This window comes from Haloarcula sp. DT43, from assembly GCF_037078405.1.
GTDB classification, from domain to species: Archaea; Halobacteriota; Halobacteria; order Halobacteriales; family Haloarculaceae; genus Haloarcula; species Haloarcula brevis.
In genome coordinates, this window is sequence record NZ_JAYMGZ010000001.1 from 703,593 (window position 1) to 728,795 (window position 25,203).

General features: G+C 66.7%; 25 protein-coding genes and 1 pseudogene. 16 read left to right on the forward strand and 10 right to left on the reverse strand.

All coding sequences use genetic code 11. The features are described from left to right. Window positions 1-92: 92 nt before the first annotated feature. Window positions 93-1,970 (reverse strand): PINc/VapC family ATPase, encoded by a 1,878-nt coding sequence (locus tag VI123_RS03840; protein ID WP_336336732.1) that lies wholly within the window; start codon window positions 1,968-1,970, stop codon window positions 93-95. A 117-nt stretch (window positions 1,971-2,087) separates the two neighbouring features. Here VI123_RS03840 and VI123_RS03845 point away from each other — a divergent pair, with 117 nt between their 5' ends. From VI123_RS03845 to VI123_RS03865, 5 genes are all read left to right on the forward strand, one after another. Next, window positions 2,088-3,170: a M20 family metallopeptidase gene (locus tag VI123_RS03845; RefSeq protein ID WP_336336733.1), complete on the forward strand. Its 1,083-nt coding sequence runs from the start codon at window positions 2,088-2,090 to the stop codon at window positions 3,168-3,170. Between the two features lie 104 nt (window positions 3,171-3,274). After that, entirely contained in the window at window positions 3,275-4,777 is a 1,503-nt protein-coding gene (locus tag VI123_RS03850) for a carboxypeptidase M32 (RefSeq protein ID WP_336336734.1), read from the forward strand. 80 nt (window positions 4,778-4,857) lie between these two features. After that, window positions 4,858-5,838 (forward strand): methyl-accepting chemotaxis protein, encoded by a 981-nt coding sequence (locus VI123_RS03855; protein ID WP_336336735.1) that lies wholly within the window; start codon window positions 4,858-4,860, stop codon window positions 5,836-5,838. Window positions 5,839-5,921: 83 nt separating this feature from the next. Next, complete coding sequence (gene ubaA, locus VI123_RS03860; protein ID WP_336336736.1) at window positions 5,922-6,737, forward strand: SAMP-activating enzyme E1; 816 nt, start codon at window positions 5,922-5,924, stop codon at window positions 6,735-6,737. 79 nt (window positions 6,738-6,816) lie between these two features. Continuing rightward, window positions 6,817-7,185 (forward strand): DUF5658 family protein, encoded by a 369-nt coding sequence (locus VI123_RS03865; RefSeq protein WP_336336737.1) that lies wholly within the window; start codon window positions 6,817-6,819, stop codon window positions 7,183-7,185. On the opposite strand, the gene VI123_RS03870 is transcribed toward VI123_RS03865, so the two are convergent. Then, window positions 7,182-8,093, reverse strand: a complete 912-nt coding sequence (locus tag VI123_RS03870) for a cobalamin-binding protein (protein WP_336336738.1) — start codon at window positions 8,091-8,093, stop codon at window positions 7,182-7,184. The genes VI123_RS03865 and VI123_RS03870 overlap by 4 nt on opposite strands. Window positions 8,094-8,187: 94 nt before the next feature. Between VI123_RS03870 and VI123_RS03875 the strand changes: the two genes are divergently transcribed. Then, window positions 8,188-8,667, forward strand: coding sequence for an RNA-binding protein (locus tag VI123_RS03875; protein ID WP_336336739.1), 480 nt, complete (start codon window positions 8,188-8,190; stop codon window positions 8,665-8,667). 22 nt (window positions 8,668-8,689) lie between these two features. Here VI123_RS03875 and VI123_RS03880 read toward each other — a convergent pair. Then, window positions 8,690-9,109 (reverse strand): annotated as a pseudogene (locus VI123_RS03880) (hypothetical protein). A 140-nt stretch (window positions 9,110-9,249) separates the two neighbouring features. Here VI123_RS03880 and VI123_RS03885 point away from each other — a divergent pair. From VI123_RS03885 to VI123_RS03895, 3 genes are all read left to right on the forward strand, one after another. Then, window positions 9,250-9,609, forward strand: a complete 360-nt coding sequence (locus VI123_RS03885; RefSeq protein WP_336336740.1) for a cell division protein SepF — start codon at window positions 9,250-9,252, stop codon at window positions 9,607-9,609. Between the two features lie 105 nt (window positions 9,610-9,714). Continuing rightward, entirely contained in the window at window positions 9,715-10,659 is a 945-nt protein-coding gene (locus VI123_RS03890; protein ID WP_336336741.1) for an ABC transporter ATP-binding protein, read from the forward strand. Beyond that, on the forward strand, window positions 10,656-11,423 hold the full coding sequence (locus tag VI123_RS03895; RefSeq protein WP_336336742.1) for an ABC transporter permease: 768 nt from the start codon (window positions 10,656-10,658) through the stop codon (window positions 11,421-11,423). Before VI123_RS03890 ends, VI123_RS03895 begins: the two co-directional genes overlap by 4 nt. A 332-nt stretch (window positions 11,424-11,755) precedes the next feature. Here the strand turns inward: VI123_RS03895 and VI123_RS03900 are convergent, their stop codons facing one another. Together VI123_RS03900 and VI123_RS03905 are read right to left on the reverse strand one after the other, a co-directional pair. Further along, a complete protein-coding gene (locus VI123_RS03900; RefSeq protein ID WP_336336743.1) occupies window positions 11,756-12,148 on the reverse strand; it encodes a DUF5611 family protein in 393 nt (130 codons plus the stop codon). 38 nt (window positions 12,149-12,186) lie between these two features. Then, window positions 12,187-13,044, reverse strand: a complete 858-nt coding sequence (locus VI123_RS03905) for a DUF7093 family protein (protein ID WP_336336744.1) — start codon at window positions 13,042-13,044, stop codon at window positions 12,187-12,189. Window positions 13,045-13,192: 148 nt separating this feature from the next. On the opposite strand from VI123_RS03905, the gene VI123_RS03910 reads away from it, so the two are divergent. The 4 genes from VI123_RS03910 to VI123_RS03925 all read left to right on the forward strand — a co-directional run bounded on the left by VI123_RS03910 (window position 13,193) and on the right by VI123_RS03925 (window position 16,270). Beyond that, window positions 13,193-14,554: a PKD domain-containing protein gene (locus tag VI123_RS03910; RefSeq protein ID WP_336336745.1), complete on the forward strand. Its 1,362-nt coding sequence runs from the start codon at window positions 13,193-13,195 to the stop codon at window positions 14,552-14,554. 56 nt (window positions 14,555-14,610) lie between these two features. Next, window positions 14,611-14,967, forward strand: coding sequence for a hypothetical protein (locus VI123_RS03915; protein ID WP_336336746.1), 357 nt, complete (start codon window positions 14,611-14,613; stop codon window positions 14,965-14,967). After that, on the forward strand, window positions 14,960-15,613 hold the full coding sequence (locus tag VI123_RS03920) for a hypothetical protein (protein WP_336336747.1): 654 nt from the start codon (window positions 14,960-14,962) through the stop codon (window positions 15,611-15,613). The genes VI123_RS03915 and VI123_RS03920 overlap by 8 nt, the downstream gene beginning before the upstream one ends. A 363-nt stretch (window positions 15,614-15,976) precedes the next feature. Beyond that, window positions 15,977-16,270 carry a DUF6432 family protein gene (locus VI123_RS03925; RefSeq protein WP_336336748.1) on the forward strand — a complete coding sequence of 98 codons (294 nt, stop codon included), beginning with the start codon at window positions 15,977-15,979 and terminating at the stop codon, window positions 16,268-16,270. Between the two features lie 10 nt (window positions 16,271-16,280). Here the strand turns inward: VI123_RS03925 and VI123_RS03930 are convergent, their stop codons facing one another. Continuing rightward, complete coding sequence (locus tag VI123_RS03930; RefSeq protein ID WP_336336749.1) at window positions 16,281-17,456, reverse strand: MBL fold metallo-hydrolase; 1,176 nt, start codon at window positions 17,454-17,456, stop codon at window positions 16,281-16,283. Window positions 17,457-17,526: 70 nt separating this feature from the next. Between VI123_RS03930 and VI123_RS03935 the strand changes: the two genes are divergently transcribed. After that, complete coding sequence (locus VI123_RS03935) at window positions 17,527-18,129, forward strand: transcription antitermination protein (protein ID WP_336336750.1); 603 nt, start codon at window positions 17,527-17,529, stop codon at window positions 18,127-18,129. On the opposite strand, the gene VI123_RS03940 is transcribed toward VI123_RS03935, so the two are convergent. The 4 genes from VI123_RS03940 to VI123_RS03955 form a co-directional block, all read right to left on the reverse strand. Beyond that, window positions 18,126-19,736, reverse strand: coding sequence for a hypothetical protein (locus tag VI123_RS03940; RefSeq protein ID WP_336336751.1), 1,611 nt, complete (start codon window positions 19,734-19,736; stop codon window positions 18,126-18,128). The two genes, VI123_RS03935 and VI123_RS03940, sit on opposite strands and share 4 nt — an antisense overlap. Beyond that, a complete protein-coding gene (locus tag VI123_RS03945) occupies window positions 19,733-20,473 on the reverse strand; it encodes an ABC transporter ATP-binding protein (protein ID WP_336336752.1) in 741 nt (246 codons plus the stop codon). The genes VI123_RS03940 and VI123_RS03945 overlap by 4 nt, the downstream gene beginning before the upstream one ends. A gap of 69 nt (window positions 20,474-20,542) precedes the next feature. Beyond that, a complete protein-coding gene (locus VI123_RS03950) occupies window positions 20,543-21,904 on the reverse strand; it encodes a ribonuclease R family protein (protein ID WP_336336753.1) in 1,362 nt (453 codons plus the stop codon). 54 nt (window positions 21,905-21,958) lie between these two features. Beyond that, window positions 21,959-22,243, reverse strand: coding sequence for a DUF7562 family protein (locus tag VI123_RS03955; protein WP_336336754.1), 285 nt, complete (start codon window positions 22,241-22,243; stop codon window positions 21,959-21,961). A 128-nt stretch (window positions 22,244-22,371) separates the two neighbouring features. Here VI123_RS03955 and VI123_RS03960 point away from each other — a divergent pair, with 128 nt between their 5' ends. Together VI123_RS03960 and VI123_RS03965 are read left to right on the forward strand one after the other, a co-directional pair. After that, entirely contained in the window at window positions 22,372-23,952 is a 1,581-nt protein-coding gene (locus tag VI123_RS03960; protein ID WP_336336755.1) for a bacterio-opsin activator domain-containing protein, read from the forward strand. A 246-nt stretch (window positions 23,953-24,198) separates the two neighbouring features. Then, on the forward strand, window positions 24,199-25,170 hold the full coding sequence (locus tag VI123_RS03965) for a phytoene/squalene synthase family protein (protein ID WP_336336756.1): 972 nt from the start codon (window positions 24,199-24,201) through the stop codon (window positions 25,168-25,170). Window positions 25,171-25,203 lie beyond the last annotated feature (33 nt).

Consider the following 25,203-nt stretch of genomic DNA (forward strand, 5'->3'; position numbering starts at 1 on the left):
CGACGGTTCGGCCTCCGGCCTCCCGTCGGTGAAGCCCCCTTCGCTTCGGTTGGCACACCGGTAGCAGAATAGGTCGTGACCGCTCCGCGAGTCTACGACGGCACGACGGTAATCGTGCTGCCGCGGTCGATGGCCCGCTCCAGTTCCTCGGCGATGCCGGACCCGCGCGAGACCTGAATCTCGCCGCCACGGGAGACCGTCGCGGTAAAGAGGTACTCGCCGTCGGCCTGCAGTTCGACGGTGTCGCCGGCGTGGCCGTCCAGCGGGACGATGACGTGCCGTGAGGTGACTTCCGGCTGGACGATTTCGCCCTGCTTGCCGCCGGATTCGGTCTGGGGACCGCCCGACGGCCCGGACGGTCGCTCCTCGAAGGTGCGCACGTCGATATCGATGCCGAGGCGGTTCTCCACGTCGGAGATGCGGCCCCCGCCCTTGCCGATGACCTGTGAGATGTCGTCGTCCTCGACCCAGACGACGGCGGTGTTGGGCCCGCGCAGTTCGACCTCGACGTGGCCCCGTGCGATGGAGCGAATCTCGCGTTCGACCTCCTGCTTGGCGAGGCGGTCGACGCCGGAGTCGGGCTGGTCCTCGTCGTCGTTCAGCGGCACCGTGACGACCTGGCGGTTGAAGGTGTATATCTCGAACTCCGGGCGGCCGGTCTCGAAGTCCTTGACCATGATGACCGGTCGCGCGAGGTCCTCCTCCATCAGGCCCTGCGGGACCTTGACCTCGGTCGAGACGTCGTAGACGGTGTGGACCTCGCCGGCCTCGATGTAGACGACGGTGTCGACGATTTGCGGGATGAGGCCGAGTTCGACGCGGCCGATGAGGCGCTGGAGCGCGTCGATGGCGCGGGTCGCGTGGACGACGCCGACCATGCCGACGCCGGCCAGTCGCATGTCGGCGAACACCTCGAAGTCGTCGGTCTTGCGCACCTCGTCGTAGATGGTGTAGTCCGGCCGGACCATCAGCAGGGAGTCGGCCGTCTTCTCCATCGACCCGCCGAGCTCGGTGTACTGGGTGATGTTCGGCCCGACCTGGAGGTCCCGCGGTTTCTCCATCGTCTTGACGGCGTAGTCGGCGTCGACGAGGAACTCGCCGACGGCCTGGGCGAAGGTGGACTTCCCGGCCCCGGGCGACCCGGAGATGAGGACGCCGCGCTGGTGCTCGGTGAAGCGGTCCCGGAGCTCGTCGGCGTACTCGTAGTCGTCCAGGTCGGTCTTGACGATGGGCCGGACGGCCGTGATTTCGAGCGCGTCCGAAAAGGGCGGCCGCGCGATGGCGATTCGGTAGTCACGGAACTGGGTGATGGTCATGCCGGGCTCGTCGAGTTCGAGGAAGCCGTCCGGCGAGGCGCGCGCGCTCTCCTCGATGTCGGCGGCGTACTCCCGGAGTTCCGCCTCTGTGGCGACGTCCTCGCGGATGGGCTGGTAGTGCATGTCGCCGATAGAGCCCTTCTTGGCGTAGGGCTCGACGCCGACCTTGAGGTGGACGCTCATCGTCCCCTCGTCGAAGAAGTTCTCTATCTGGAGCCGGTCGACCGTCCGCTTTATCGGCTCGACGAACTCCACCGCGAGCCCCTTCGCGCGGGCCACTTGGGCCTGTACGTCGTCGCTGGTCACGAGCGTGGCGTCGCGGTCGCCGGCGATGTCCCGGATGAGCGCGTCGATTTGCCCCTCGCCGGCCTCCCGCTTCTCGATGGCGTCGGGTCGCCGGCCGACGTACTCCACGTCGATGAGGCCGTCCTCGGCCAGGTCGACGAGCGTCTGGAGCTCTTCGAGGCCCTCCCAGCCCGTCTCGCGGCCGTCGTTCGCCTGTGCTTCGAGTTCGCCGACGACGGCCTCGGGAACGACGACCGTCGCGCCGGCAAAGCCCATGCCGTCGACGTCGGTGTCGGGGTCGGCATCGGCCTCCACCTGGTCGGACACGCGGCCGTCGATGACCACGCTCGTGTCCGGTACGATTTCCATATCCGGCCGTTGGAGACTGCCGTTGATAAGGGTATGGAGTCCGCGCTTCCGCGCCCCGTCTCCCGGCACCGCGAGGTCGCCGCGGAGTTTTTCCCGTCCCGGCACCCGATCTCCGGTATGGAGACGCTGCCGTCGCTGACTCGCGCCCTCGTTTCGATTCCGAGCCACGACGACGACGCGGCCGCCGGCGACTTCGTCGAATCGTGGCTCCGGGACCACACCGACGCGCGAGTCGCCCGCGACGACCACGGGAACGTCATCGCTCGCAAAGGGCGGGGAGACGCGTCGCTCGCCCTCGTCGGCCACCACGACGTGGTGCCCCCGGACGAGTCGCAGATTGACGCCGACGGCGAGTACGTCGTCGAGGAACGCGACGGTCGCCTCTACGGCCGCGGCACGGCCGACATGAAAGGCTGTGTCGCCGCGGCGATGCTGGCCTTCCGGGACGCCGACCCCGCCGGCGAACTGGTCTTCGCCTCCTTCGTCGGGGAGGAGCAGGGCGGACTGGGCTGTCAGGCGGCCATCGAGGCCGGGTTCGCGCCTGACTACGCCGTCGTCGGCGAGGGGTCGACCGGCTACTCCGCCGGCGGCGTCACCGACGTGGCCGTCGCGCACAAGGGCCGGCGCGGGTCGACGCTGGTCGCCGAGGGCGCGGCGGCCCACGCGAGCGAACCCGACGCCGGCGCGAACGCCATCTACCGCGCCACCGACGCCGTCGACGTGGTCCGTGACCTCGACTTTCCCGAGACGACCGTGCTGGGACACGAGCTGAGCGGGAGCGTCGCCGTCACGGAAATCGACGGCGGCTCGGCCTGGAACGTCATCCCCGAGCGATGCGAGGTCACAGTCGACGAGCGGACGGTCCCCGGAGAGCGCGCGCCGCTTGCCCGCGCCGAGGCCGTCGACGGCGTCACCTGGCGCGTCGACCAGGACCTCCCGCCGATGGCCTGTGGCGACGCCGACTTCGCCGACGCGGTGCTGGACGCCGCTACCGGAGCGCAGGACGGCGCGCCCGAACACGTGGTCAAGCCCCACGCGACCGACGCCGGCTGGCTCGCGGGGGCGGGCACCGACTGCGTCGTCGTGGGCGCGGCCGAACCGGGCGAGGCACACACCGCCGACGAGAGCGTCTCGCTCGCCGTGCTGGAGCGCTGTCGCGAGATCTACGAGCGCGTCGCCGAACGGTGGCCCCCGGCGTGAGTCCGGGGACGCGAGCGTGCCGCGCCGACCGCACATCCTGCGCCGCTCGCGCACTCCTTACCGGCGGCACCGGGTCTTTAGGGACGCCCGCCTAACCACGGCGTATGGCAACAGCGAGCGAGGACACCGAGTCCACGTACGAGCAGTTCCTCGACCACGTCCGCCGCCTCCACTACGTCCAGGACGCCGGCGGCGTCCTGAACTGGGACCAGCAGGTGATGATGCCCGACGCCGGGACGCCCGCCCGCGCGAAGCAGAGCTCCGCCATCTCGACGCTCCATCACGAACTGCTGACCGACGACGACCTGGCCGACTGGCTCGACGACCTGGCCGAGGCCGACCTCGACGCCGAGCAGGCGGCCGTCGTCCGGGAGGTTCGCCGGGACCACGAGCGGGCGAGGAAGGTCCCCGCCGACCTCGTCGAGCGCCTCTCGGAGGCGTCTTCGAACGCCCTGCCGGTCTGGAAGGAGGCGAAGGCCGAGGATGACTTCGACGCGTTCGCGGACACGCTCGACGAACTCGTGGAACTCCGTCGGGAGTACGCCGCGGCCATCGACCCCGACCGCGACCCCTACGAGGTCCTGTTCGAGGAGTACGAGCCGTACCTCGGCATCGACACCGCCGAAGCGGTGCTGACTGACCTCCGGGACGCGCTCGTGCCGCTCATCGACGACATCGCCGACAGCGACGTGACGCTTGCTGACCCGTTCGAGGGGACCTACGACGACGACACCCAGCACGGCCTCGTCGAGACCGCGCTGGACACGCTGGGCTACGACTGGGACCGCGGTCGACTGGACACCGCGCCCCACCCGTTCTCGATGGGCACGCAGTTCGACGCCCGCGTCACTACCCGGTTCACTCCCGACGACCCGCTGGACGCGCTGGGGTCGACCATCCACGAGTTCGGGCACGCCACCTACACGCTCGGTCTGCCACAGGAAGAGTACGGCACGCCGCTTGGCGACAACCGCGACCTCTCGGTCCACGAGTCCCAGTCGCGCTTCTGGGAGAACCACGTCGGCCGCTCGGAGCCGTTCTGGGACTTCTTCGCCGAGACGGCCAACGACCACCTCGGGACCGATGCGTCGCCCCAGGAGTTCTACGAGGCCGCGAACGAGGTGTACGACGACAACCTCATCCGGGTCGAGGCGGACGAGCTAACGTATCACATGCACATCATCGTCCGCTTCGAAATCGAGCGCGACCTCATCCGCGGGGACCTCGACGTGGCGGACGTGCCGGAAGTCTGGAACGACAAGATGGAGGAGTACCTCGGCGTCCGGCCCGACACCGACGCCGAGGGCTGTCTGCAGGACATCCACTGGACGAACGGCGCGTTCGGCTACTTCCCGACCTACACGCTCGGGTCGGTGCTGGCCGCGCAACTGGACCACCACGCCCGCCGGGACATCGACGGCTTCGACGACCACGTCCGCGCCGGCGAGTTCGACCCCATCCACGACTGGCTCACCGAACACGTCCACCGTCACGGGGCGCGCTACGAGACCGACGACCTCGTTCGAGAGGCCACCGGCGAGTCGTTCACCGCCGACCACTTCCTCGACTACGTCGACGAGAAGTACCGCGCGCTGTACGACTGCTGACGCGGAGGGCCGTTCCAGATATCGTCTCTGATACCATTGGGTATCCCGTTTTTATATCGCCGTCACGACCCAACTAGTATATGGCAGAGAGACCTGTCGAGAGTGTCGCAGACGAAACAGGTATCGACGACGATATCGACGCGGACATCGAGGACGACATCGCTGAGGATATCGACACGGAGGCCGGCTACAGCCACGACGCGGCCAGCGAGATTCAGACGATGCTGGCCGAAGTGGAGGACTCGTCGGTCGGCATCGCCGAGGAGACCGACGACATCCGCGAGCAGGCCGCCGAGCAGTACGAGGGGATAACCGAAATCGCCAACGAGGTGTCGAACCTCTCGGCGTCGGTCGAACAGATAGCCTCCTCGTCCGAGGAGGTGTCCGCGGCCTCCCGCGAGGCGAAGGAACTGGCCGAGCGCGGGCAGGGCAACGCCGACGACGTTCACGAGGCCATGGAGAACATCCAGCAGGCCGCCGACAGCGTCGCGGCGGACGTCAAGACGATACAGCAGAGCGTCCAGGAAATCGACGAAATCGTCGACGTCATCAACGACATCGCGGACCAGACGAACATGCTCGCGCTGAACGCCTCCATCGAGGCCGCGCGGGCGGGCGAAGCGGGCGAAGGGTTCGCCGTCGTCGCAGACGAGGTCAAGAGCCTCGCCGAGGAGTCCCAGGAACAGGCGACGACCATCGAGGAGATGATAGACGGCATCCAGGAGGACACGCAAAACGCCGTCCAAAGCCTCGAAGAGAGCAACGACGAGATAGACGAGGGCATCGACACCGTCGAGGAGTCGACGGAAATCCTCGAAGAGATAGACGACACCGTCCGTGAGGTCAACAACGGCATCGAGGAGGTCGCCACGGCCACAGACCAGCAGGCCGCCTCCACGGAGGAAGTGGCCAGCATGATAGACCAGTCCACGGAAGCCGCCCAGGAGATAGCCGACAGCACGGCCGACATCGCCAACCGCTCCAACGAGCAGACGGACCTGCTGGGCGACATCAATCAGGCGATAGACGACCTCGTGGCGGACCTCGAACGCAACAGCTGACCCCGGCCCGCTCCGTCGGCTCCACGGTCCGAAGCGTTCGGGGCGAACCCGCCGTTTATTTCTCCGGGTGGCGTACGGCCGGTATGCGACCGGATCTGGACCCAGAACAGCTCGACCGCTACTCCCGGCACATCATCATGAACGACGTCGGGCCGGAGGGCCAGGCCGCGCTGCTCGACACCGACGTGCTGGTCGTCGGGGCCGGCGGCCTCGGCGCGCCGGTGCTCCAGTACCTCGCGGCCGCGGGTATCGGCCGGCTCGGCATCGTCGACGACGACACCGTCGAGCGGTCGAACCTCCAGCGGCAGGTCATCCACGGCGACGACGACGTGGGGCGGCCGAAGGTCGACAGCGCCGCCGAGTTCGTCACCGGCCTCAACCCTGACGTGAGCGTCGACCGCCACGAACTGCGGCTGGCCCGGGAGAACGCGACCGACCTGGTGGCCGACTACGACATCGTCGTCGACGCCTCCGACAACTTCGCCACGCGCTTTCTGGTCAACGACGCCTGCACGCTCTCGGGCACGCCCTTCTCCCACGGCGCTATCTTCCAGTTCGAGGGACAGGTGACGACGTTCTCCGGCGACAGCCCGTGTTACCGCTGTCTGTTCCCCGAAGCGCCCCCGGAGGGGACCGTTCCCGACTGCGCGACCGCGGGCGTGCTGGGCGTGTTGCCGGGCACTATCGGCTGCATGCAGGCCACCGAAGTCGTCAAGCTCGCCATGGACTACGGCGAGACCCTGGAGGGCCGACTCATCGCCTACGACGCCGCCGAGATGGCCTTCGAGGAAATCCCCGTCGCCCCTAACCCCGACTGCCCGGTGTGTGGCGACGACCCGGCCATCGCCAGCGTCACCGACGCCAGCTACGAGGGCCGCTGTTCGCTCGCCGAGGACTGACCGGCCCGCTGTTCTCACGGCTGATACTGCGGAACCGAGGTTTATGCCCCGATAGCCACGAGTCGGGACAACGTTCCACATGTCTCGTCCCGACCACGCACCCCATCCCTTTTCGGTCCGCCTCCAGAAGCCCGGCTACGTCGAACTGGTGTTCTCGCTGGTGCTCGTCTGGGGCTTCGGCGACGCGCTGTCGACGCTGTTCGCCGCGCAGTTCGCCGGGCCGGGCCTGGAGGCCAACCCGTGGATACGGACGCTGCTCGTCCACGAGCCGCTGCTCGTGATTGCGCTGAAGATGGCGGTCGTCCTCTACGTCGGCGTCGTCTTACTGGAGTGTCGTGACGTGGTCGAGCGGGTCCCGCTGTGGCGGGCCTGGCTCCTCTGTGTCGTCGCCGTCGGCGCGGTCGTCGTCCTCGGGAACACCTACGTCGGTCTGGCCGCGGCCGCCTAGGCCCGGACGGTCCCGAGTTCGACGGCGGCGTCCGGCGGCGGCGTCTCGAACAGGGTCGGGTGGACGAGCGCCGCCAGGAACTCCAGCGTGTCGACCAGCCGCGGCCCCGACCGGTTGACGTAGTGGTGGCCGTCCAGCACGTACGCACGGCCCTCGCGGACGGCAGTCAGGTCGTCGAAGCCGGGGCGGTCGGTCAGGTCGCTGATGTTCTCGCGGGTCTGTGCCACGTCGAAGCCACAGGGCGCGGCCACCAGCACCTCGGGGTCGTACTCGCAGACTTCGGCCCACTCGCGCGGCCGGGAGTGTGCGCCGGCCGCCTCCATCCCGTAGGTGCCGCCGGCCGTCGCGACCATCTCCGGGACCCAGTGACCGGCGACCATCACCGGGTCCAGCCAGTCCAGCACCGCCACCCGGGGTCGCGTCTCGGCACGCGCCGCCGTCGTCTCGACCGCCGCGACGCGGTCCCGCAGGTCGGCGACCAGTTCCGCGGCGCGGTCGGCGCGGCCGACCGCCGCGCCGACCCGATGGATGGAGTCGAAGAGGTCGGCGAGGCTGTGGACGTCCAGCGTCAGCACCTCGGCGTCCAGTCCCAGGTCCGCGACGGCCTCGGCGACCTGCACGTGGTCGACGGCACAGACGTCACAGACGCCCTGGGTGACGACGAGGTCGGGGTCCAGCTCCGCCAGCGTCCCGCGGTCGACGGCGTAGACGCCGTCGCCCTCCTCGGCGGCCGCGACCTGCTCGTTTATCTCGCCGCTCGATGCCGTCGGGTCGACGCGCGAGCGGTTGACCGACGGCTTCTCGCGGGCCGCCGGCGGGTAGTCGCACTCGTGTGAGACGCCGACCGGCTCGACGCCGAGCGCGTAGACGGTTTCCGTCGCCGAGGGCAGCAGCGTGACGACTCGCATATCCCGACCTCGGACCGCGCGGACAAAAACCTGCGTCCGTCCGCCGCTCGCACGCTTCGTTACGCTTACCCTCTATCGCCGAGGAGACGCGGGCATGGAAGTCAAGTCCCGACACCACCTCCGCTCGGACGAGGTCGACACCATCACGACGGCGCTGTCGGAGAACCTCGGTGTCGAACTCGACGCGGACAGCTTCGAAAAGGTCGAGTTCGACGACAGCGACTGGGACGTCGTCCTCGTCGACGGCGACCCGCTCGTGCTCTACCTCGATGGTGAGCCGTTCCTCACAGTACAGGGAGCCAACCAGCACCCGCCCGAGAAACACATCGTCACCGTCGACGCCGGGGCCGTCTCCTTCGTCTCGGACGGCGCGGACATCATGCGGCCGGGCATCACCGAGGCCGACGCCGACATCAGCGAGGGCGACCTCGTCGTAATCAACGAGGAGTCCCACGGGAAGTTCCTGGCCGTGGGCCGCGCACAGACCGACGGCGACGACATGGTCGGCGACAGCGGGAAGGTCGTCAAGTCGCTGCACCACGTCGGCGACGACCTCTTCGAGTTCTCGGTGTAGCGCGGTTCTGTCCTCGCTCCAGTCACACCAGCGGCCGGAGTCCGAACCGGCCGACACCGCGGCGAAGACCGATTCTGACCGCCGCCTCGACGACGCCGGCACCCACCGCAACCCCGAGCAACAGGGGTCAGACGGTGAGATACGACGACAGCGGGTGGAGGTGCGTCCCGTAGCGCCACTCGGACACCGTGTTGCCGAGCAGCCAGAGCGTCACGAGCACCGGCGTGACAAGCGAGAGGCGACTACAGAGATACAGCGGGACGGCACCGGTCAGAAACAGCCCGACGGCGGCGTAGCTGGCCCCGAACGCGAGGGCCGTCGGGCCTTGCGACGAGAAGTGGACGCCGTTGGCAAACAGCCACGACAGCACGGCGGCCACATAGAGAGCGCCGCCGCCGACCGCGACGGTACGGGGAGTCGTCCCGATGGCGGGCGGACACATCGCTGTCGGCCCACGTACCGTCGGTGAATACCGTTTCGTGCAGGAGATGTCGTGCCAAGCGACACGGCGGCCGGTCAGGCGCGTCGGAGATACATTCGATGGACGAAAAGTTGAAACGGGTAGCGCACGCCGTGAGTGACATGGGACTGATGAGCAAGATTCTCGGGGAGTCTGGGTCCTCTCGGAACACCGAGGATTACGTCGAACTAGACGCGAACGAATTCGAGATGGCCGGGACGGAACTCGAACGCCAGGTCCGTATCGCCCGTATCAGCGACAAACAGGACGTCATCGAAATCAAGGACGCCGTCTACGACGGCGACGTGGTCGTCGCGGACATCACGCGCCACTCGACGCAGGACCGGACGATGGAACACATCAGCGACGAACTCAAGCAGGTCGCCAACGAGGTCGGCGGCGACATCGTCCAGAAGGACGACGACCAGCTCATCATCACGCCGGCTGGCGTCGGCATCGCCCGGGAACGCCTCGGTCGGTAACGCCCTGTCGCCGTTCCGCCGCGTTCTTGTCAGCTTGTATCAGTCTAACTGCCGGTTTTCGGGGGCTTCAATGCGTTTTTCGGTGTCGCCACGCTAAGAGCGGCAATGACTGAACCGGCGATACGCGCCAGCGGATTACGGAAGCGCTACGGCGACGTCCAGGCGCTCGAAGGCCTGGAGCTGACAGTCGAGCAGGGCGAGTTCTTCGGGCTGCTCGGCCCGAACGGGGCCGGCAAGACGACGTTCATCAACACGCTGGTCGGCCTCGTCCACAAGGACGGGGGGACCGCGGAGGTGTTCGGCTACGACGTGGAGGACGACTACCGGGAGGTCCGCGACCGAATCGGCGTCGCGCCACAGGAGTTCAACGTCGACCGCTTTTTCCCCATCATCGAGGTACTGGAACACAAGGCCGGCTACCACGGCATCGGACGTGCCGAGGCCCGGACGCGGGCCGAGGATGCACTGCAGACCGTCGGCATCTGGGACAAGCGCGACACGCGCTTCGACTGGCTCTCCGGCGGGATGAAGCGCCGCTTCGTCCTCGCCCGCGCGCTCGTCTCGAACCCGGACCTGCTCATCCTCGACGAGCCGACGGCGGGGGTCGACGTCCAGCTCCGCCACGACCTCTGGGACATCATCAACCGGATGAACGACGCCGGGACCACAATTTTGCTGACGACCCACTACATCGAGGAGGCCGAGCGGCTCTGTGACCGGGTCGCCATCATGGACGACGGGCGGAAAGTCGAGGTGGCGACACCCGACGACCTGATGGCCCGGGGCACCGACACTATCGTCCTCGAACTCGCCGAGACCCCCCGGACAGCCCCTCGACTCGACGTCGAGGGCATCACCGACGTCGAACTGACCGACGAGGGGCTTGCCGTCACCGCGATGGGCGGGAGCCAGACCGCGCCGGCCATCATGCGCGAACTCGAAGCCCAGGGCCACACCGTCACCTCGCTCGACATCCGTCGCGCGTCGCTCGAAGAGGTGTTCGTCGATATGACCCGCGACGACCGCGAGTACGCGGAGGTGTCGGCATGAACCCGAACGCGACGCAGTTCCTGACGCTGGCCCGACGGGAGGTCCTGCGGTTCGTCCGCCGTCCGTACAACACCTTCCTCCCGCCGATTATCACGAACGCGCTGTACTTCTCCGTGTTCGGGGTCATCCTCGGGAGCCGAATCGGCGAAATTGCGGGCGTGAGCTACCTCCAGTTCGTCCTGCCCGGACTGGTCGTGCTCGGGGCCATCTCGGACAGCTTCGAGAACGCCTCCTTCACTATCTTCCACGGGCGCTGGAACGACTACATTCAGGCCGTCCTCACCTCACCGATGTCGAACCGAAGCATGGTGGCGGCCTACGTCTCGGCCAGCGCGCTCCGGGGCATCGTCACGTCGCTACTCATCGTCGGGGTCGGGCTGATATTCACGTCTGTCCCCGTCGCCAACCCCCTGTATCTCGTCTCGTTCCTGCTGGTGATTACCACGCTGTTCGGCGGACTCGGCGTCATCGGCGGCCTCTGGGCGAGCGACTTCGACTACCTCACGGTGATGAACCAGTTCATCCTCCGGCCGCTGGTGTTTTTCGGCGCGGTGTTCTACTCGCTGGAAGTTCTGCCGGCGTTCTGGCGGAACGTCTCACTGCTCAACCCCATGGTATACATGGTGAACGGCGTCCGCTACGGCATGATAGGCGTCACGGAAATCGACCCGAACACGTCGCTGGCCGTCCTGACCGGGACGACCGTGGTCGTGCTGTCTATCGACTTCCTGCTGTTCAAGCGCGGCTACGGGCTCGCCGAATAGCGGCGCGGCGTCTCTCCGCTCCGATGCCGGTAAAACAGGGCTGCGGGCTCGGCACCTGACCTGGCCGCTCGAATGCCGGATTGGGTCCGCTCCGGCGGGCGGACAAACTATGACAGGCTGCCCCGGAGCTGGCTCCGTGGCAACACGAGGGTGTCTCGTGACCCGGATACTTCTGTGCGCCTCCGGGCGAGGCGTATGTGAATGTATGCCACAAGCGTATTTAGATGTGACGCCCGTCTGACGCTGTGTGATACTGGCGGTACTCGGTCCGGAAGAACCAGCGGCTACGAGCCACGGTATCGCCGGCACTCACGGTTCCCCGACGACCGGCGTCAGACGTTGTCCGGGGCGTCGGCGTCGTCCTCGACGGAGCGCTTCAGCGAGTCGCGGCGCGCCTTCGCGTCGCGGTCCGTCGCCTCCTCGAGGAAGTCGTTTTTCTTGGCCACTGCGTCCTCGGCCGCGTCAACGTTCCCCTCGGCGATGACTTCCTCCGCGGGGCGCTCGTCGATGTGTAGCGCGAGTTTGTCCTTCTTCGAGCCGTACTCGACGCGGCCCGCGACGACCCGCTCGAACACGGGGTTGTCCGGGTCGTCGACGACCAGCAGGTCGTTGCCTTCGTAGTCTTCCGTATCGGTTACCTCGCCGAAGTACTCCTCGACGAACGCTTCCATGTCGGGGACGCGGTCTTCGAGATGCTCGCCCCGTCGCATCTTGTACTCTCGCATGGGCGAGTTTTTGCGAGGGGCTGTCTTACCCTTTGCGTTCACTCCTCGTCCCGGGTGATAAGTGCGCCCCTGTGACACTCCGGACAGAAGTCGCCGGCGCGCAGCGACGTCGACTCCACTTCGGTGGTGAACCCACACTCCGGACAGGCGAACTCGCCTTCCGGCACCGTCACGGCGCTGTCGCCGGCCGACTCGACGCCCGACTCGTCGTCCGTTCCGGTGTCGACCGGCATCGTCTCCGGCGACCAGTCGTCGCCGTCGTCGCCGGGCTCGTCGGGCCACTCGCCGGGCTGGCGGTCGCCACCGACCGGCTCGGATTCCTCTTCCTCGCCGAGGATGAGCCCGTCGTCCTTTTCGGGGTCTGTCTCGTCTTCTGTCACCGGCTCCTCGCCTTCGGCGTCCGGCACGTCGACCGTCGTCGTCGGCTCGTCCAGTTCCACGTCCCCGCTCTCTTCCTCGCCGTCGTCGCCGTCGTCGATAATCTCGGCGTCGTCGGCGGACGGGTCGACCGGCTCCCCGTCGTCCGCGCCGTCGACTCCCGCGTCCCCCGGCGCTTCGACCGGGTCGTCGACGCTGTCCCAACCGTCCGACCGCTCCGCTCCCTCGTCGGTGGAGTCGGCCGCGTCGTCGGTCGGCTCGTCTTCCGGCGTCGACTCGGCCGCCGCCGGTTCGGACGCGGATTCGGACTCGTCGTCGACGAGGTCGCTGGCGATGTCCGACGGCGTCTCGATTGCCGTGACCTCCTTGTTCTCCGAGACGATCCGCGTATTTCCACACCGCTCACAGGTCTCCCGTTCCTGGATGGTGATGACGACTTCGCTACCCTGCTCTTCGCGCTCGCGCTCGACGGTGGTCTCACCGTACTTGTGCCCGAGGACGGAACATTTGAGACCCATTGCCAGAACTTCCCACCGTGGCGTACTTAAACCCTGCCCGTTGGCTCCACCGTTCGTGACAGGGGCCGGCCTGTTTCGGACCGGTACCGTGTTAATTTCAAACTGGTTTGCGAAATTTTATAACCCGTACTGGTGCTACGATGCACCCATGCAGCGGACGACGGCACTCGTGGTGTCGGTCGTCGCCCTCTCGGCCCTGCTCGGCGGGACCGCGATGGCGACCGGGAACCAGCCGCCGCTTGCCGACGCCGGGCTCGACCAGTCCGCCGAACGAGCGACGACGGTCCACCTCGACGCCAACGGCTCGCGCGACCCCGACGGTGCAATCGAGAGTGTAGTGTGGGCCATCGAAACGCCGAGTGGCACGACACGCACGCCCGACTGCCGGACCTGTGTCCGGACGACGTTCCAGCCGGCCGAAACCGGCCAGTACGACGTCACCGTTACCGTCACCGACGACGACGGCGTCTCACAATCGGACACGCTCCACGTCGATGTCGCGGCTCCCGGTGGGCCGTCAGTTTCGGTTTCGGCCCCGACCGCGCTCCCGACCGGCGGCCGGCGGAATCTGACTGCCAACGTGACCGCCGGCGACGCCGCCCTCCGGACGCTCGCCTGGGTCGTCGACGGAACCGTCCGGAACCGGACGCGGGTCGCCGGCTCGAACGGCACCTCGACGATTTCTCACACGTTCGACGACGCCAGCAACGTGTCCGTCCGCGCGGTCGCCTACGACGCTGCCGGACGGCGTGGCGTCTCCAACCGAACCGTTCGGGTCGTCGCCCCGTCCGGGAACGGTGGCGGTGGCGGTGGGGGCGGCAACGGTTGTCCAGGTGGCAGTGGAAACTACTACGTCGATGGTCAGAATCAGGGCTGTACTTCAGCCGCTATGACCATTGGCGATACCATTGTCGACACTGACGGACGAGATGGTCTATGGATATATGTGAACAATGAACTCACTCAAGTTATCGAACAGGAGAATATGAACAGGTATTCCAAGAACGGTAACGGAGGCACGTTCAGTAAAGAAACTATTGACGAGCAAAAAGCGGCGCTAAGACAAAAGAGAAAGAAAGCGAATAATGATGGTAGCAGTGGTGAGGATGATGATGAGAGTAGTGGTGATGATGGGAGTAGTGACGATGATGGCAGTGATGATGACACCCCCAACTCCGGTACTACCCGGCCAGACTCTAGCGTACCGAATAACCTAATGGACCCAGACAGGGGGGCCGATGGTGGTGACGAGAGTGCTTCACTACCCGACGAGCCATCGGCAGAAAACGACAATCCGTTTGAGAGTGGTGACGACGATGATGGCGGCCCATTTGATGACGACAGTGATGACGGTGGCAGCAGCAGTGATGATGACGGTAGTGACGACGATGATGATGGCGGTCTGCTCGGCGGTTTATTTGGTGGTGACGATGATGGTAGTGACAATAATGGTGGTAGTAGTGACGATGGAAGTGACAGTGATGATGGAGGGGGTTGGGGTTTCTGGTAATAGCTTAAAAAACGCCCTATGAAAATAAATTTGAATATAAAATAAATATAAGAAAAATGAATGAAAATAGAAAAATCCGAGAGCTAGTTGCCTACCTACTAGTGATGATTGCAGGTGCCCCTTCGCTCCTAGTCGTCGTTCCGGTTATCATGGTCACGAACGCCCGTGAGTATGTTGATGAATACTTCGAGGTCCCTGATATCTTGTCCGAAAATAGTTTCGTCAGTGTCTCGACTGCGTTTGCATCCGCTGGCGGGATTGCGCTTAATTCACTATCGGCGGCAGTGGACGGAGTGTCGGAAACTAGTTTGAGCCCATATCCATTGCTAACCCCGATTGGAGATTCGAATCTTCCACCTGTAGAAGAAAGAAACAAAATAGACCTCAATCACGAGACTCAGAAGCATGAGTAACATCAGAACTATTATTAGCACCGTCGCTATCGCACTCTTAATTATTTCTGCCGGCTGTTCCACATTTGCGGGGGACAGCGGACCAACCGAAGATACAGCTACGTCAACGCAGACGCTGGAATCTACGCCAGAAGTTACTGAGGCCCCAACGTCCGTAGCTACGAAAACTGAGAAGGAACCCATTTCTACGGAAGAACCTGGAACAGAGACCGAGTCTGCCAGTGAAGATGAGATAAGCACAGCAAAGAAGTTTGAACAGTTTGATGAAGAGATGGAATACCTTTCAAGAGATGATGCCTCTATTGCAGGAGAGGTTTTCCCTGAGAACGATTCCTATCACTTGACGTATGAAATGAGAGATACAACAAACTTCACTAAAACCCGAAACGACCGGCTTGATCCGCTATGGACATACTACATCATTGTAGAGGAGTATAACAACAACGACGAACAAGACCACACGTACATACCCGATACAGTCAATGTAACGTTCACTACGGAAGATGGCGGAGTGTTTGAGACAACCCACATCAAATACATCTGGGCGTACAAGTACTACACCGACGAGTGGTCGCTCCGACACCTCATGGCAAAGTATGGCTCTACCACCGAAGAGGGGGCGGCCTACCATGAGAATTGGCGGTGACAAACCACACAGTTCGGTGTTATAGGACAGTAGTCCTCTGCCGGTGACGACCACGCTGCTCAGGAACCCGTCACAGACAGTCTGAGGCCGGCGAATGTCTCTGCTATTGCCTCGCTGTCGGTTCAACCGCGGTAACAGACACAGGGCTGGCAGGGGTAGATTTTCCGACCAGTTTCGGTGCGGTGTAACCGATTCGAATTGCGGTCCCTCGCCAGAGCGGCACGAAAAGCCATACCGCGTCTCGAAGTGCGGACAGAGTCCACAGTGGCCCGATGAGACGGCACATGCCGTCGGTGGCGAGCGGGGTGTACATCTCAGCGTGTGGGGGACAAAGATTAGACCCAGCCGGTTTTAGTAGGACGTATGAAAGCGAAGCCGGAGTATCGCGACCGGGACGACACCGAGGTTGCGGTGCTCGACGCGCTCGCTGACCGCCGCGATGAGGGGATGACCGTCTTCGAGCTTCGGTCGCGGACGGAAGAGAACATCGACCGTATCGAGGACGCGCTCGCGTCTCTCAAGGCAGACGGCCTCATCGAGGTCGAGGACAACGGGGAGCGGACCGTCATCCTGCCGGGGGAGGGCGTGGTGGGTGAGTCACAGCCGGACGAGGACGAATCGATTCTCGACCAGATTCGCAAGCGGCTCCCGCTGTAGTCGCGTTGCGTCAGGCGTCCGGCGGCGCGGCCGCGCAGTTGTTCGGGCCGAGTTCCAACTCGAACGCGGTGTCGTCGTCGGCCGTCGCCGTCCCGAGGTTGATGGCGATAATCCGCTCGAAATTGGCCGGCCGCGGCGGGATGTCGTCACAGACGTACTCGACGAACGCCTCGCGGGCCATCGCGAACGCCGGGAGTCGGTCGCGGAGCGTCCCCAGGGTGGCCGTGAACGTGCCGTCGGCGGCCGGCGTCGTCGACTCGCCGTAGTGGCCCGGAGCGACGAGTGTCTCGTCGGGGAGCGCCGCGAGGCGGTCGGTCAGTGTGCGATAGAGGTCGCTGGCGAGGTCGCGAGCGCCGTCGGCTCCGGCTTCGAGGTCCGGGCGGGCGACGCTGTCGAGGAAGACGCTGTCGCCGGCCAGGAGCACGTCCCCGACGGTGAAGCCGGTCATGCCGGTCGTGTGACCAGGTAGTGGACAGGATTCCAGCGTGGCCGACCCAACCTCCAGCGGGTCGCCGTCAGACAGTGTAGTCACGCCCTCGACGCCGCGGGCGACCGCTCGCTCAGAGAGAACCGGTTCGGCCCCGGTCTCGGCGGCGAGCCGGCGGACTCCGCTGACATGGTCGGCGTGGACGTGCGTGTCGAGAGCGTGAGTGAGTGCCGCCCCGTGGTCGGCGGCGTCGGCGACGTACCGGTCGGCGAACGCTCGGAGCGGGTCGACGGCGGCGGCCGAGCCGTCGCTGACGACCAGGTACCCGAGACAGCCGGACGACGGACGGCGGTACTGGAGGACGGTCGCGGCGTCGCAGTCGATTTCTCGGGCTTCGTAGAGCCGCGCCCACCCCTCCATGCCGTCGCTGAGGTTCCGCGCGTCGACGCCGTGGTCCGACAGTAGCCCGGCGACGAAGGCGCTGGCCTCGCCGCGGGCGCAGACGACCGTTATCGGGCCGGTGCCGGCCACCTTAGCGACGAGGGGGTCCACCTCTCCCGTCACCTTCGCCTGGAGGAACTTCGTGAACGGCAACTGTGTCGCCGTCACCGACTCGCCGCGAATCCGCCACTGGTCGTACTCGTCGCGGTCGCGGACGTCGAGCACCCGGAGCGGCTCGCCGTCGTCCAGTTTCGCCTGGAGCGCCGCCGCCGACAGCGATGGGGGGTCGGTCGGCGGGTCGGGGTAGTCCTCTGCCATACGCACCGTAGCGCTGCCCGGGGGATAAATCGGGCGGGGATTTCAAGCCCGTGCCGCGCCCAGTGGACGTATGGACGCTGGGGCCGCTATCGACGCCGTTCGCGACCGGACCGAAACAGAACGCAACAGGCTGGGATCGGACAAGGCGCTCGTCGCCGCGACGGACGCGACGCTGGAGACGGAAGCGGTGCTCGCGGCCGCCGCGACCCGTGAGTCGGGACTCGCGGCCGTCCTGAACGGGTGGGTCGACGAAAGCGACGGCCCCGTGGCGGCGCGGTTCGAGACGGCCGCCGCAGCCGCGGCCGAGCGGGCGGACCGTATCGGGGCGGCAGCCGGTGCCGACGACGGGCTCATCGACCATCTGGAACGCGTCGACGGAACCGCCGAGCGGGTCGGGGCCGGCCTCGTCGCCGCGCCGCTGGTCGCCGACCGGTTCTACCTGCAGGTGGTGAGCTTCTTCGTCAACGAAGCCGACGAGCAGCGGGCCGACACGTTCCGCGAGATTCGCCGGACGGCGTCGGCACTTGACGACGGGGAGGCCGCGCTCGGTCAGCTCTCGGAGTCCGAGCGCGAGACGGCCGCGGCGGCCGCGACGGACGCGATTACGGCGGCGTACGACGAGTACGCGGCGGCACTGGCGGCGATGGGACTGGACCCGAAGCCGGTCTGTTAGTCGAGTCGGTAGGTCGCCACGCGGTTGGCGGCATAGAGAAAGCCGGCGACAGCGCCGGCGACGGCGATTGCGACGGTCGCCGCCAGCCCACTGCCGAGGAGCCACGTCACACCGACCGGTATCGGCACTACGTCGCGGACGGCGAGCAGGTAGGTCAGGCTCCCCGGCGCGACGGTCACGCCGAGGACGAGGAAGTACAGCCCGAACGCCCAGCCGCTCGGGACCACCACCTCCCGGTCCTGCACCGACGAGGACTCGAACTTCGGGAACACGACGCCAGCCCCGACGGCGACGGCCGGCGCGGCGATGGTCGCGACGAGCGCGGTCGCGAGTCCGACGGCGAGCGTGACCGGCGGCGTGCCGGCGGCGACGCCGAGACCGACGACCAGCAGCGTCGTGACCACGACGCCGGGGAGCGCGCCCGCGAGGACGAGTCCGGTGACGAACGCGCGGCCGGAGACGTTCGCGGTCAGCGTCAGCGGCAGTACGCCCTCCTCGCCGCCGAGCGGATTCAGCGAGAACGCGGCCCCGAACGCCGCCGCGCTGGCGAGGCCGGCACCGAGCGGGAGCGTCGGCGGCACCACCCGCTCCAGGACGACGATTTGCAGGTGATACACCAGGAAGAAGAAGGGCATGACCGCGAACTGGACGGTGACGGGTGCCCGCTTGGCCCGGAGCCAGGACTTCTGTGCGACCACGCGGGTGGCCGTCGGGACCCGGCCCCGGAGGAGGCGGTCCGAGAGCGGCCGTTCGTCGGCGTCGAACTCGTGGTCGGGCTGGACCGGGTCGGCGTACCAGACCCGTCCGGCCAGCCACAGGCACGCGACCGCGCCCAGCGGAACCGCGCCGAAGACCCCGACAGTGGCGACGGCGGCAGCGACGGGGTCGCCGCCGTTCCCCAGCACGAGCAGGACCACGTCGGCGGGCCACGAGAGGGGGGACTGGGTCGCAAGTTCGAGGACGCGGAGCTGTACCGTCGGGACGGCCGTCATCGCCACCCAGCCAAGCGGCAGGAGGAGCGAGACGACGGCTCCGACGCTCGCCCGGTGGCTGGCGACGAAGGTCGAGCGGTTCGCCACCAGTTTCGCCACGAGTCCCAGACCGAATCCCAGGACCGTCCCCAGCAGGGCGACCGCGGCCGAGCCGACCAGGGTCACAGCGGCGACGAGCACTCCGGCGTCACCGGCCGCGAGCCCGCCGGCCAGCGCCAGTACCGGGACGGCGAGGGCAAGCGAGACGCGACCGGCCTCGGCGGCGAGCAGCCCGGCCGCCGCGTCCTCGTAGGGAACCGTGGTCAGCAGGCCGTCGGCGGCGTCGGGATCGCCGGCGGATTTCACCGTGTGCTGGAGCGTGACGAAGCCGACGACCACGAGCAGCCCGACGATGCCCGCCGTCGTCGCAAGCCTGACGGTGTGCGCCTCGCTGCCGGTGAGGGCGCCGCCGAGAAAGAACGCCCCCGCACCGATGGCGAGGCTGTAGGCGACGAGCATCGCGCCGCCCCCAAACAGCACGAGCGTCCCGCGTGTCGTGCCCAGGAGCTTGCGCCAGGTGCGTCGCAGTTCCGTCCGCGCTATCAGGTGGACGCGCCGCCCGTCCGGCCGTCTCATCGCTCTCCCGGGTGCTCGCTGGTCACGTCGAGGAACACGTCTTCGAGCGTGCCGCCGGACGCGATTTCGTCGGTCAGTTCCGCCGGCGACCCTTCCGCGACGAGGTCGCCGTCGTACAGGACGCCGACGGTGTCGGCCAGCTCTTCGACGACGGGGAGGATGTGCGTCGAGAGGAAGACGGTCGTCTCCGCGGCCGCGACCTCGCTGATGGTGTCACGCACCGTCCGGGCCGCCCGCGGGTCCAGTCCCGACGTGGGCTCGTCCAGAAAGAGCACCTCGGGGTCGTGCAACAGCGCCTGAACGAGGCCGAGCTTCTGTTTCATCCCCTTCGAGTACGTCTCGACGCGGCGGTCGGCGTCCGTAGCGAGGTCGAACCGGTCGAGCAGCGACTCGACGCGGTCCCAGTCTTCGTGGCCGCGCAGGCCCGCGACGTACTCCAGTTGCTCGCGGCCGGTGAGTTCGTCGTACAGCGGCGGCTCCTCGGGCAGGAACCCGATGTGTTCGACTACCGCGGCGCGGTCGGCGACCGACTCGCCCGCGACCCGGGCCGTCCCCGCGGTCGGCTCCGTCAGCGTCGTCAGGATGCGAATCGTCGAGGTCTTGCCCGCACCGTTGGGGCCGAGGAAGCCGAAGACGCTCCCGCGGGGCACGGTGAGGTCGAGGTCCTCGACCGCCGACGTGTCGCTGTAGCGTTTCGTCAGCCCCTCGGTGACGATTGCGGGTGCTGGAGGGCACATACCGGCCCTGTCGACCCGACCGTGAAAAGCTCTTCCCGTTGTCGGGGCCGCCCGACGGCGCTGTCGGCGTTACTCCTCGACGGCCGCGTCCGCTGCGTCAGCGTCCGCCTCTTCCTCGTCGGGGTCCTCGACCACTTCGATGCCGCGGTTGTTGACCGCCGACGGGTCGAGCCCGACCTCCTGCAGGAAGTTCTTGTACTCGCGCTCGCACTGCTCGGCGTCCTTCTGCCGGTCGCTGGCGCGGTCACACAGCGCCACGAGGTCCTCGGGCACGTCGTTGGTGTAGACTATCCAGTGGTTGATGAGGTCCGACAGGCGGCGAATCGGCGAGGTGAAGTGGCCGTAAATCTCGAAGTTCAGGGCGTGGTGGCCGCCGAACGGGTCGTTCATGTACTTCGCGCGGGGCATCACCTTCATCACGGCCCACTGAATCTTGTCCAGCTGGCGACCGGGGGCCTGTTCGAGCGTGGCGTTGACGGCCTTCCGCGGGTCGTCCCAGGCGTCGCCGGGGATGGAGACGCCGTCGAGTTCCTGAATCTCGACCAGCGCCTCGTCCCACTCGTCGGGGCTGGGCTGGGGGTGGACCCGATACATCGCCTCGACGCCCCGGTTCCACATCAGCTCGTGCGTGACGGCCTTGTTGGCCTTGAGCATGCATTCCTCGATGATGGTGTGGGCGCGGTCGCGGGCGGGGTTGAGGACGAGCGACCCCTCCTCCTTGCGCTGTTCGTGCATCCGGTCGGCCAGTTCCCAGACGCGCTCGGTCTTCTCCGCGAGGTCGACGCTCTGGTCTTCCAGCACGTCCGCCGCGGTCTCGGGCTCGTCGAGCAGGCGCTCGGCCTCGGTGTAGGTCAGCCGTGCGTCCGAGCGGATGACGGACTTGTAGATGTTAATCTCCTCGTAGCCGAGGTTCTCCTTGTCGAGGTGCATCTCGACGGTGTGGGCCAGCCGGTCCTCGTTGGGGACCAGCGAACAGACGGTCTCGGCGAGGACGGGCGGCAGCATGTGGACGGTGTAGGCAGGGAGGTAGACGGTGTTCCCGCGCTCGACGGCCTGCTCCCACATCTTCGTGTCGGGGTTGACGTAGTGAGTCACGTCGGCGATGTGCACCCAGAGGACGACCTCGTCCTCGCGTTCCTCGATAGAGATGGCGTCGTCGAAGTCCTGGGCGTCGACGGGGTCGGTCGTCCAGGTGGTCATCTCCCGGAGGTCTTCGCGCTCGTCGACCTCGTCTTCGATTTCGGCCTGCACGTCCTGGGTGCGTTCTCTGGCCTCCTCCAGGACCTCGGGCGGGAACTCGTCGGGGATGCCGAACTTCTCGAACAGTTCCTCGCGTTTGTTCTCCAAGTGTCGGGCCATCTCCGGGTCGATTTCGACGGGGCCTTGTCCCTCGGCGGTCCCGGCAGCCGCCTGCGCGTCCTCGGTAGTCATGTAGCCGGGTACGAACAGGGCGTAGTTAGGGCTGTCGGGGTGGGATTCGCCCAGTCACTCCTCGCGCGCCTCGGTCTCGGAGAGTTCCCGGAACCGTTCGAGAAACGTCGCCCGGTCGGCCTCGCCGGCCCCGGCGGCGTCGAGCGTCGTTTCGAGGCCGTCACGGGGCTGCTGGCACAGCTCCGCGAAACAGGCCTTACAGAGGTGTTCGAACTCCTTGTCCCGCCGGTCCCACCGGTCGCCGTGTTTGTCGTACTCGCGGGCCTCGGACCGTGGCACGGACTCCCCACACGCGATACAGGTGACCGACTTCCCCTGTGGGCTCCGGGACCCGAACATACCCGTGCGTTGTCGGTGACACTGTTTAGAGCTTTTCGCACAGGCAACAGTCCCCCGTTCCGGGCCACACGTTTATTCACCAGCCGCTATTACACAGTGTATCGGCTATCCGCAGCCAGGGACACTGAATGAAGCCACCAGAGACACTCGCTCACTCGACGTTGGACACGCTGCCCATCAACATCGCTGTCCTCGACGACGAGGGGACGATTCTGTTCACGAACCGCGCCTGGCGGGAGTTCGCGGGCGACGAGGACGGGGAGATGGAGGGGACGAACTACTTCGCGACGACCGACGTCGACGCGGACGAGTACGCCGGGCAGGCCCTCGGTGGCATCGAGTCGGTCATCGACGGCGAGCAGGACCTCTTTACGATGGAGTACCCGTGCCACTCCCCGGACGAGAAGCAGTGGTTCCTGATGCGGGTCGCGCCACTGCCCGACGACGAGGCCGGGAGCGCCGTCGTCGCACACATCGACATCACACAGCGGAAGCTCGCCGAACTGGCGGCCGAGCGCCGGAGCGAGGAGCTCAAGGCCGAACGCCAGAACCTCAAACAGCTCGTCGACCGGGTCGACGGCCTGCTGCAGGCGGTGATGGGCGACGTGCTGACCGTCGACTCCCGCGACGCGATTCAACAGACCGTCTGCGACCGCCTGGCCGCGGTCGACTCCTACCAGTTCGCCTGGGTGTCCGAACTCGACCTGCGCGACGAGACGCTGTCCTCGACGGCGCTGTCCGCCGACCGCCCGACGATGCTGTCTATCCCGCTCGACGCCGACGACCCGGTCGCGGAGGCGGCCCGCACGGAGACGCTCCAGGTCGTGACCGGCGACATCGACGACCGGCACAGCCGCCTCGCTGACTCGGACGTGGTCTCGGTCGCGGCCGTCCCGCTGGTCTCCGGCGAATCGCTGTACGGCGTCCTCACCGTCTACGCTGACAGCGACGACGTGTTCGACCCCCGCGAACGGGCCGTGCTGCGGACCATCGGTCGGGCGACCGCGGCGGCCATCGACGCCCGCGAGACCAGTCGGCTGCTGACCGCCGACAACGTCACCGAACTCGAACTGCGTGTCACCGACCCCGGAGTGTTCTACATCGACGTGGCGAGCGAACTCGGCTGTTCGATGGAGTACGGCGGGAGCGTCCCCGACGGCGAGGAGACGGTGATGTTCTTCCTCGTCGAGACCGACGACCCCTCGGCGGTCTGCGCCGTCGCCGCCGACCACCCGCAGGTCTCGGGCGTCTCGCACGTCTCGACGGCGGACGACGCGGCGCTGTTCGAGTTCACCGTCTCGGACCCGCCGGTCGTCTCCGTCGTCGCCGACCGGGGCGCACAGGCGGGCGACATCCTGGTCGAACCCGGCCAGGCGACGGTGACCGTCGCGCTCCCGGCGTCGATGGAGACCCGGAGCGTGGTCGAGCAGGTCCGCGACCGGTACCCGGAGACGGAACTGCTGTCCGTGCGCGAGCGGGACGAACCGCCGGTCTCCAGGCAGGCGTTCATCGCCAACGTCGAGGACCGCCTGACAAACCGCCAGCTGACGGCGCTCCGGAAGGGGTTTCTCGGCGGCTTCTTCGACTGGCCGCGGGACGTGTCCGGCGAGCAACTGGCCGAGTCGATGGACATCTGTCCGTCGACGTTCCACCAGCACCTCCGTGCGGGTGAGCGAAAGTTATTGGAAGAAGTGTTCGAAAACTGGTAACCAGTGCTTTCGACCCCCACCGCTGCCCACGGACCTTTTGTGCGGTTCCCGAAGCAGTTTGGTAGTCCGCTTATCCGGGTCACAACCGTATGTTCGTGTAGTGATACCGAACCAGTGTCCTGTTTGCCCCCGTCGAGCGGACGGGACACGGCCCTTCGTGACAGCGGCGCGGTCTGGAGTGGGACGGACAGCCTGCAGACAGAACCGCGAGGCATCGCCCGCCGAATGACCGCCCGATAGCTTTCAATGCACTCCGACAACATCCAAACCAGCAAATCGATACAGCAGGAGACCGGACGGACGTTCCACCTCGCGACGCGGCTGCTCCCGGAGCGTATCCGCCACCCGACCTACGTGATGTACGCGTTCTTCCGGGTCGCGGACGAGGTCGTCGACCGGACGGATGGACCGCCGCCGACCGTCCAGCACGAGCAACTGGAGGTGATTCGAGAGGCCGCGCTCGGGAACGTCGACCCGGCCGAGACCGACCACGAGGCGGTTCTGGCGGCGTTTCAGGACCACGCCGACCGCCACGACATCTCCGAGGAGACGATAAACGTCTTCATCGACGCGATGGAGATGGACATCGCACAGGCCCGCTACGAGACCTTCGAGGACCTCCGGGAGTACATGCGCGGCTCCGCCGTCGCCGTCGGCCACATGATGACCGAGGTGATGGACCCGCCACAGAAGGCCGAAGCCCTGCCCCACGCGACGGCGCTGGCCGAAGCCTTCCAGCTCTCGAACTTCCTGCGGGACGTCCGCGAGGACATCCACGACTACGGGCGGGTGTACCTGCCACAGGAGACCCTGGAGCGCCACGGCGTCACCGAGCAACAACTGGCCGACGCCGAGGTCGACGACGCCTTCCGCGCCGTGATGCAGGAGGAACTGGCCCGGACCGACGAACTGTACCGCGAGGGGGTCGCCGGCATCCGGTACCTGCCGGAGGACTGCCAGTTCGGCGTGTTGCTCGCCGCGGTCCTGTACGCCGACCACCACCGGCTCATCCGCGACCGCGGCTACGACGTGCTGACGGCGACGCCGGAGCTCACCCGCCGCCGTCGGCTGTGGCTCCTCGCCCGCACGTGGTGGCACTGGCGGCGCAACGGCGACCCCGAAGCGACGTTCTACACCGTGAGCGCGGTCTCCGAACGCGGGCCGGGCGAGACGCCGACGGACGCACACGGCCACGGCCAACCCGCGTGGCGTGGATGACGGCTCCCCGTCGGGCGTCGGCCCGCTGAACCG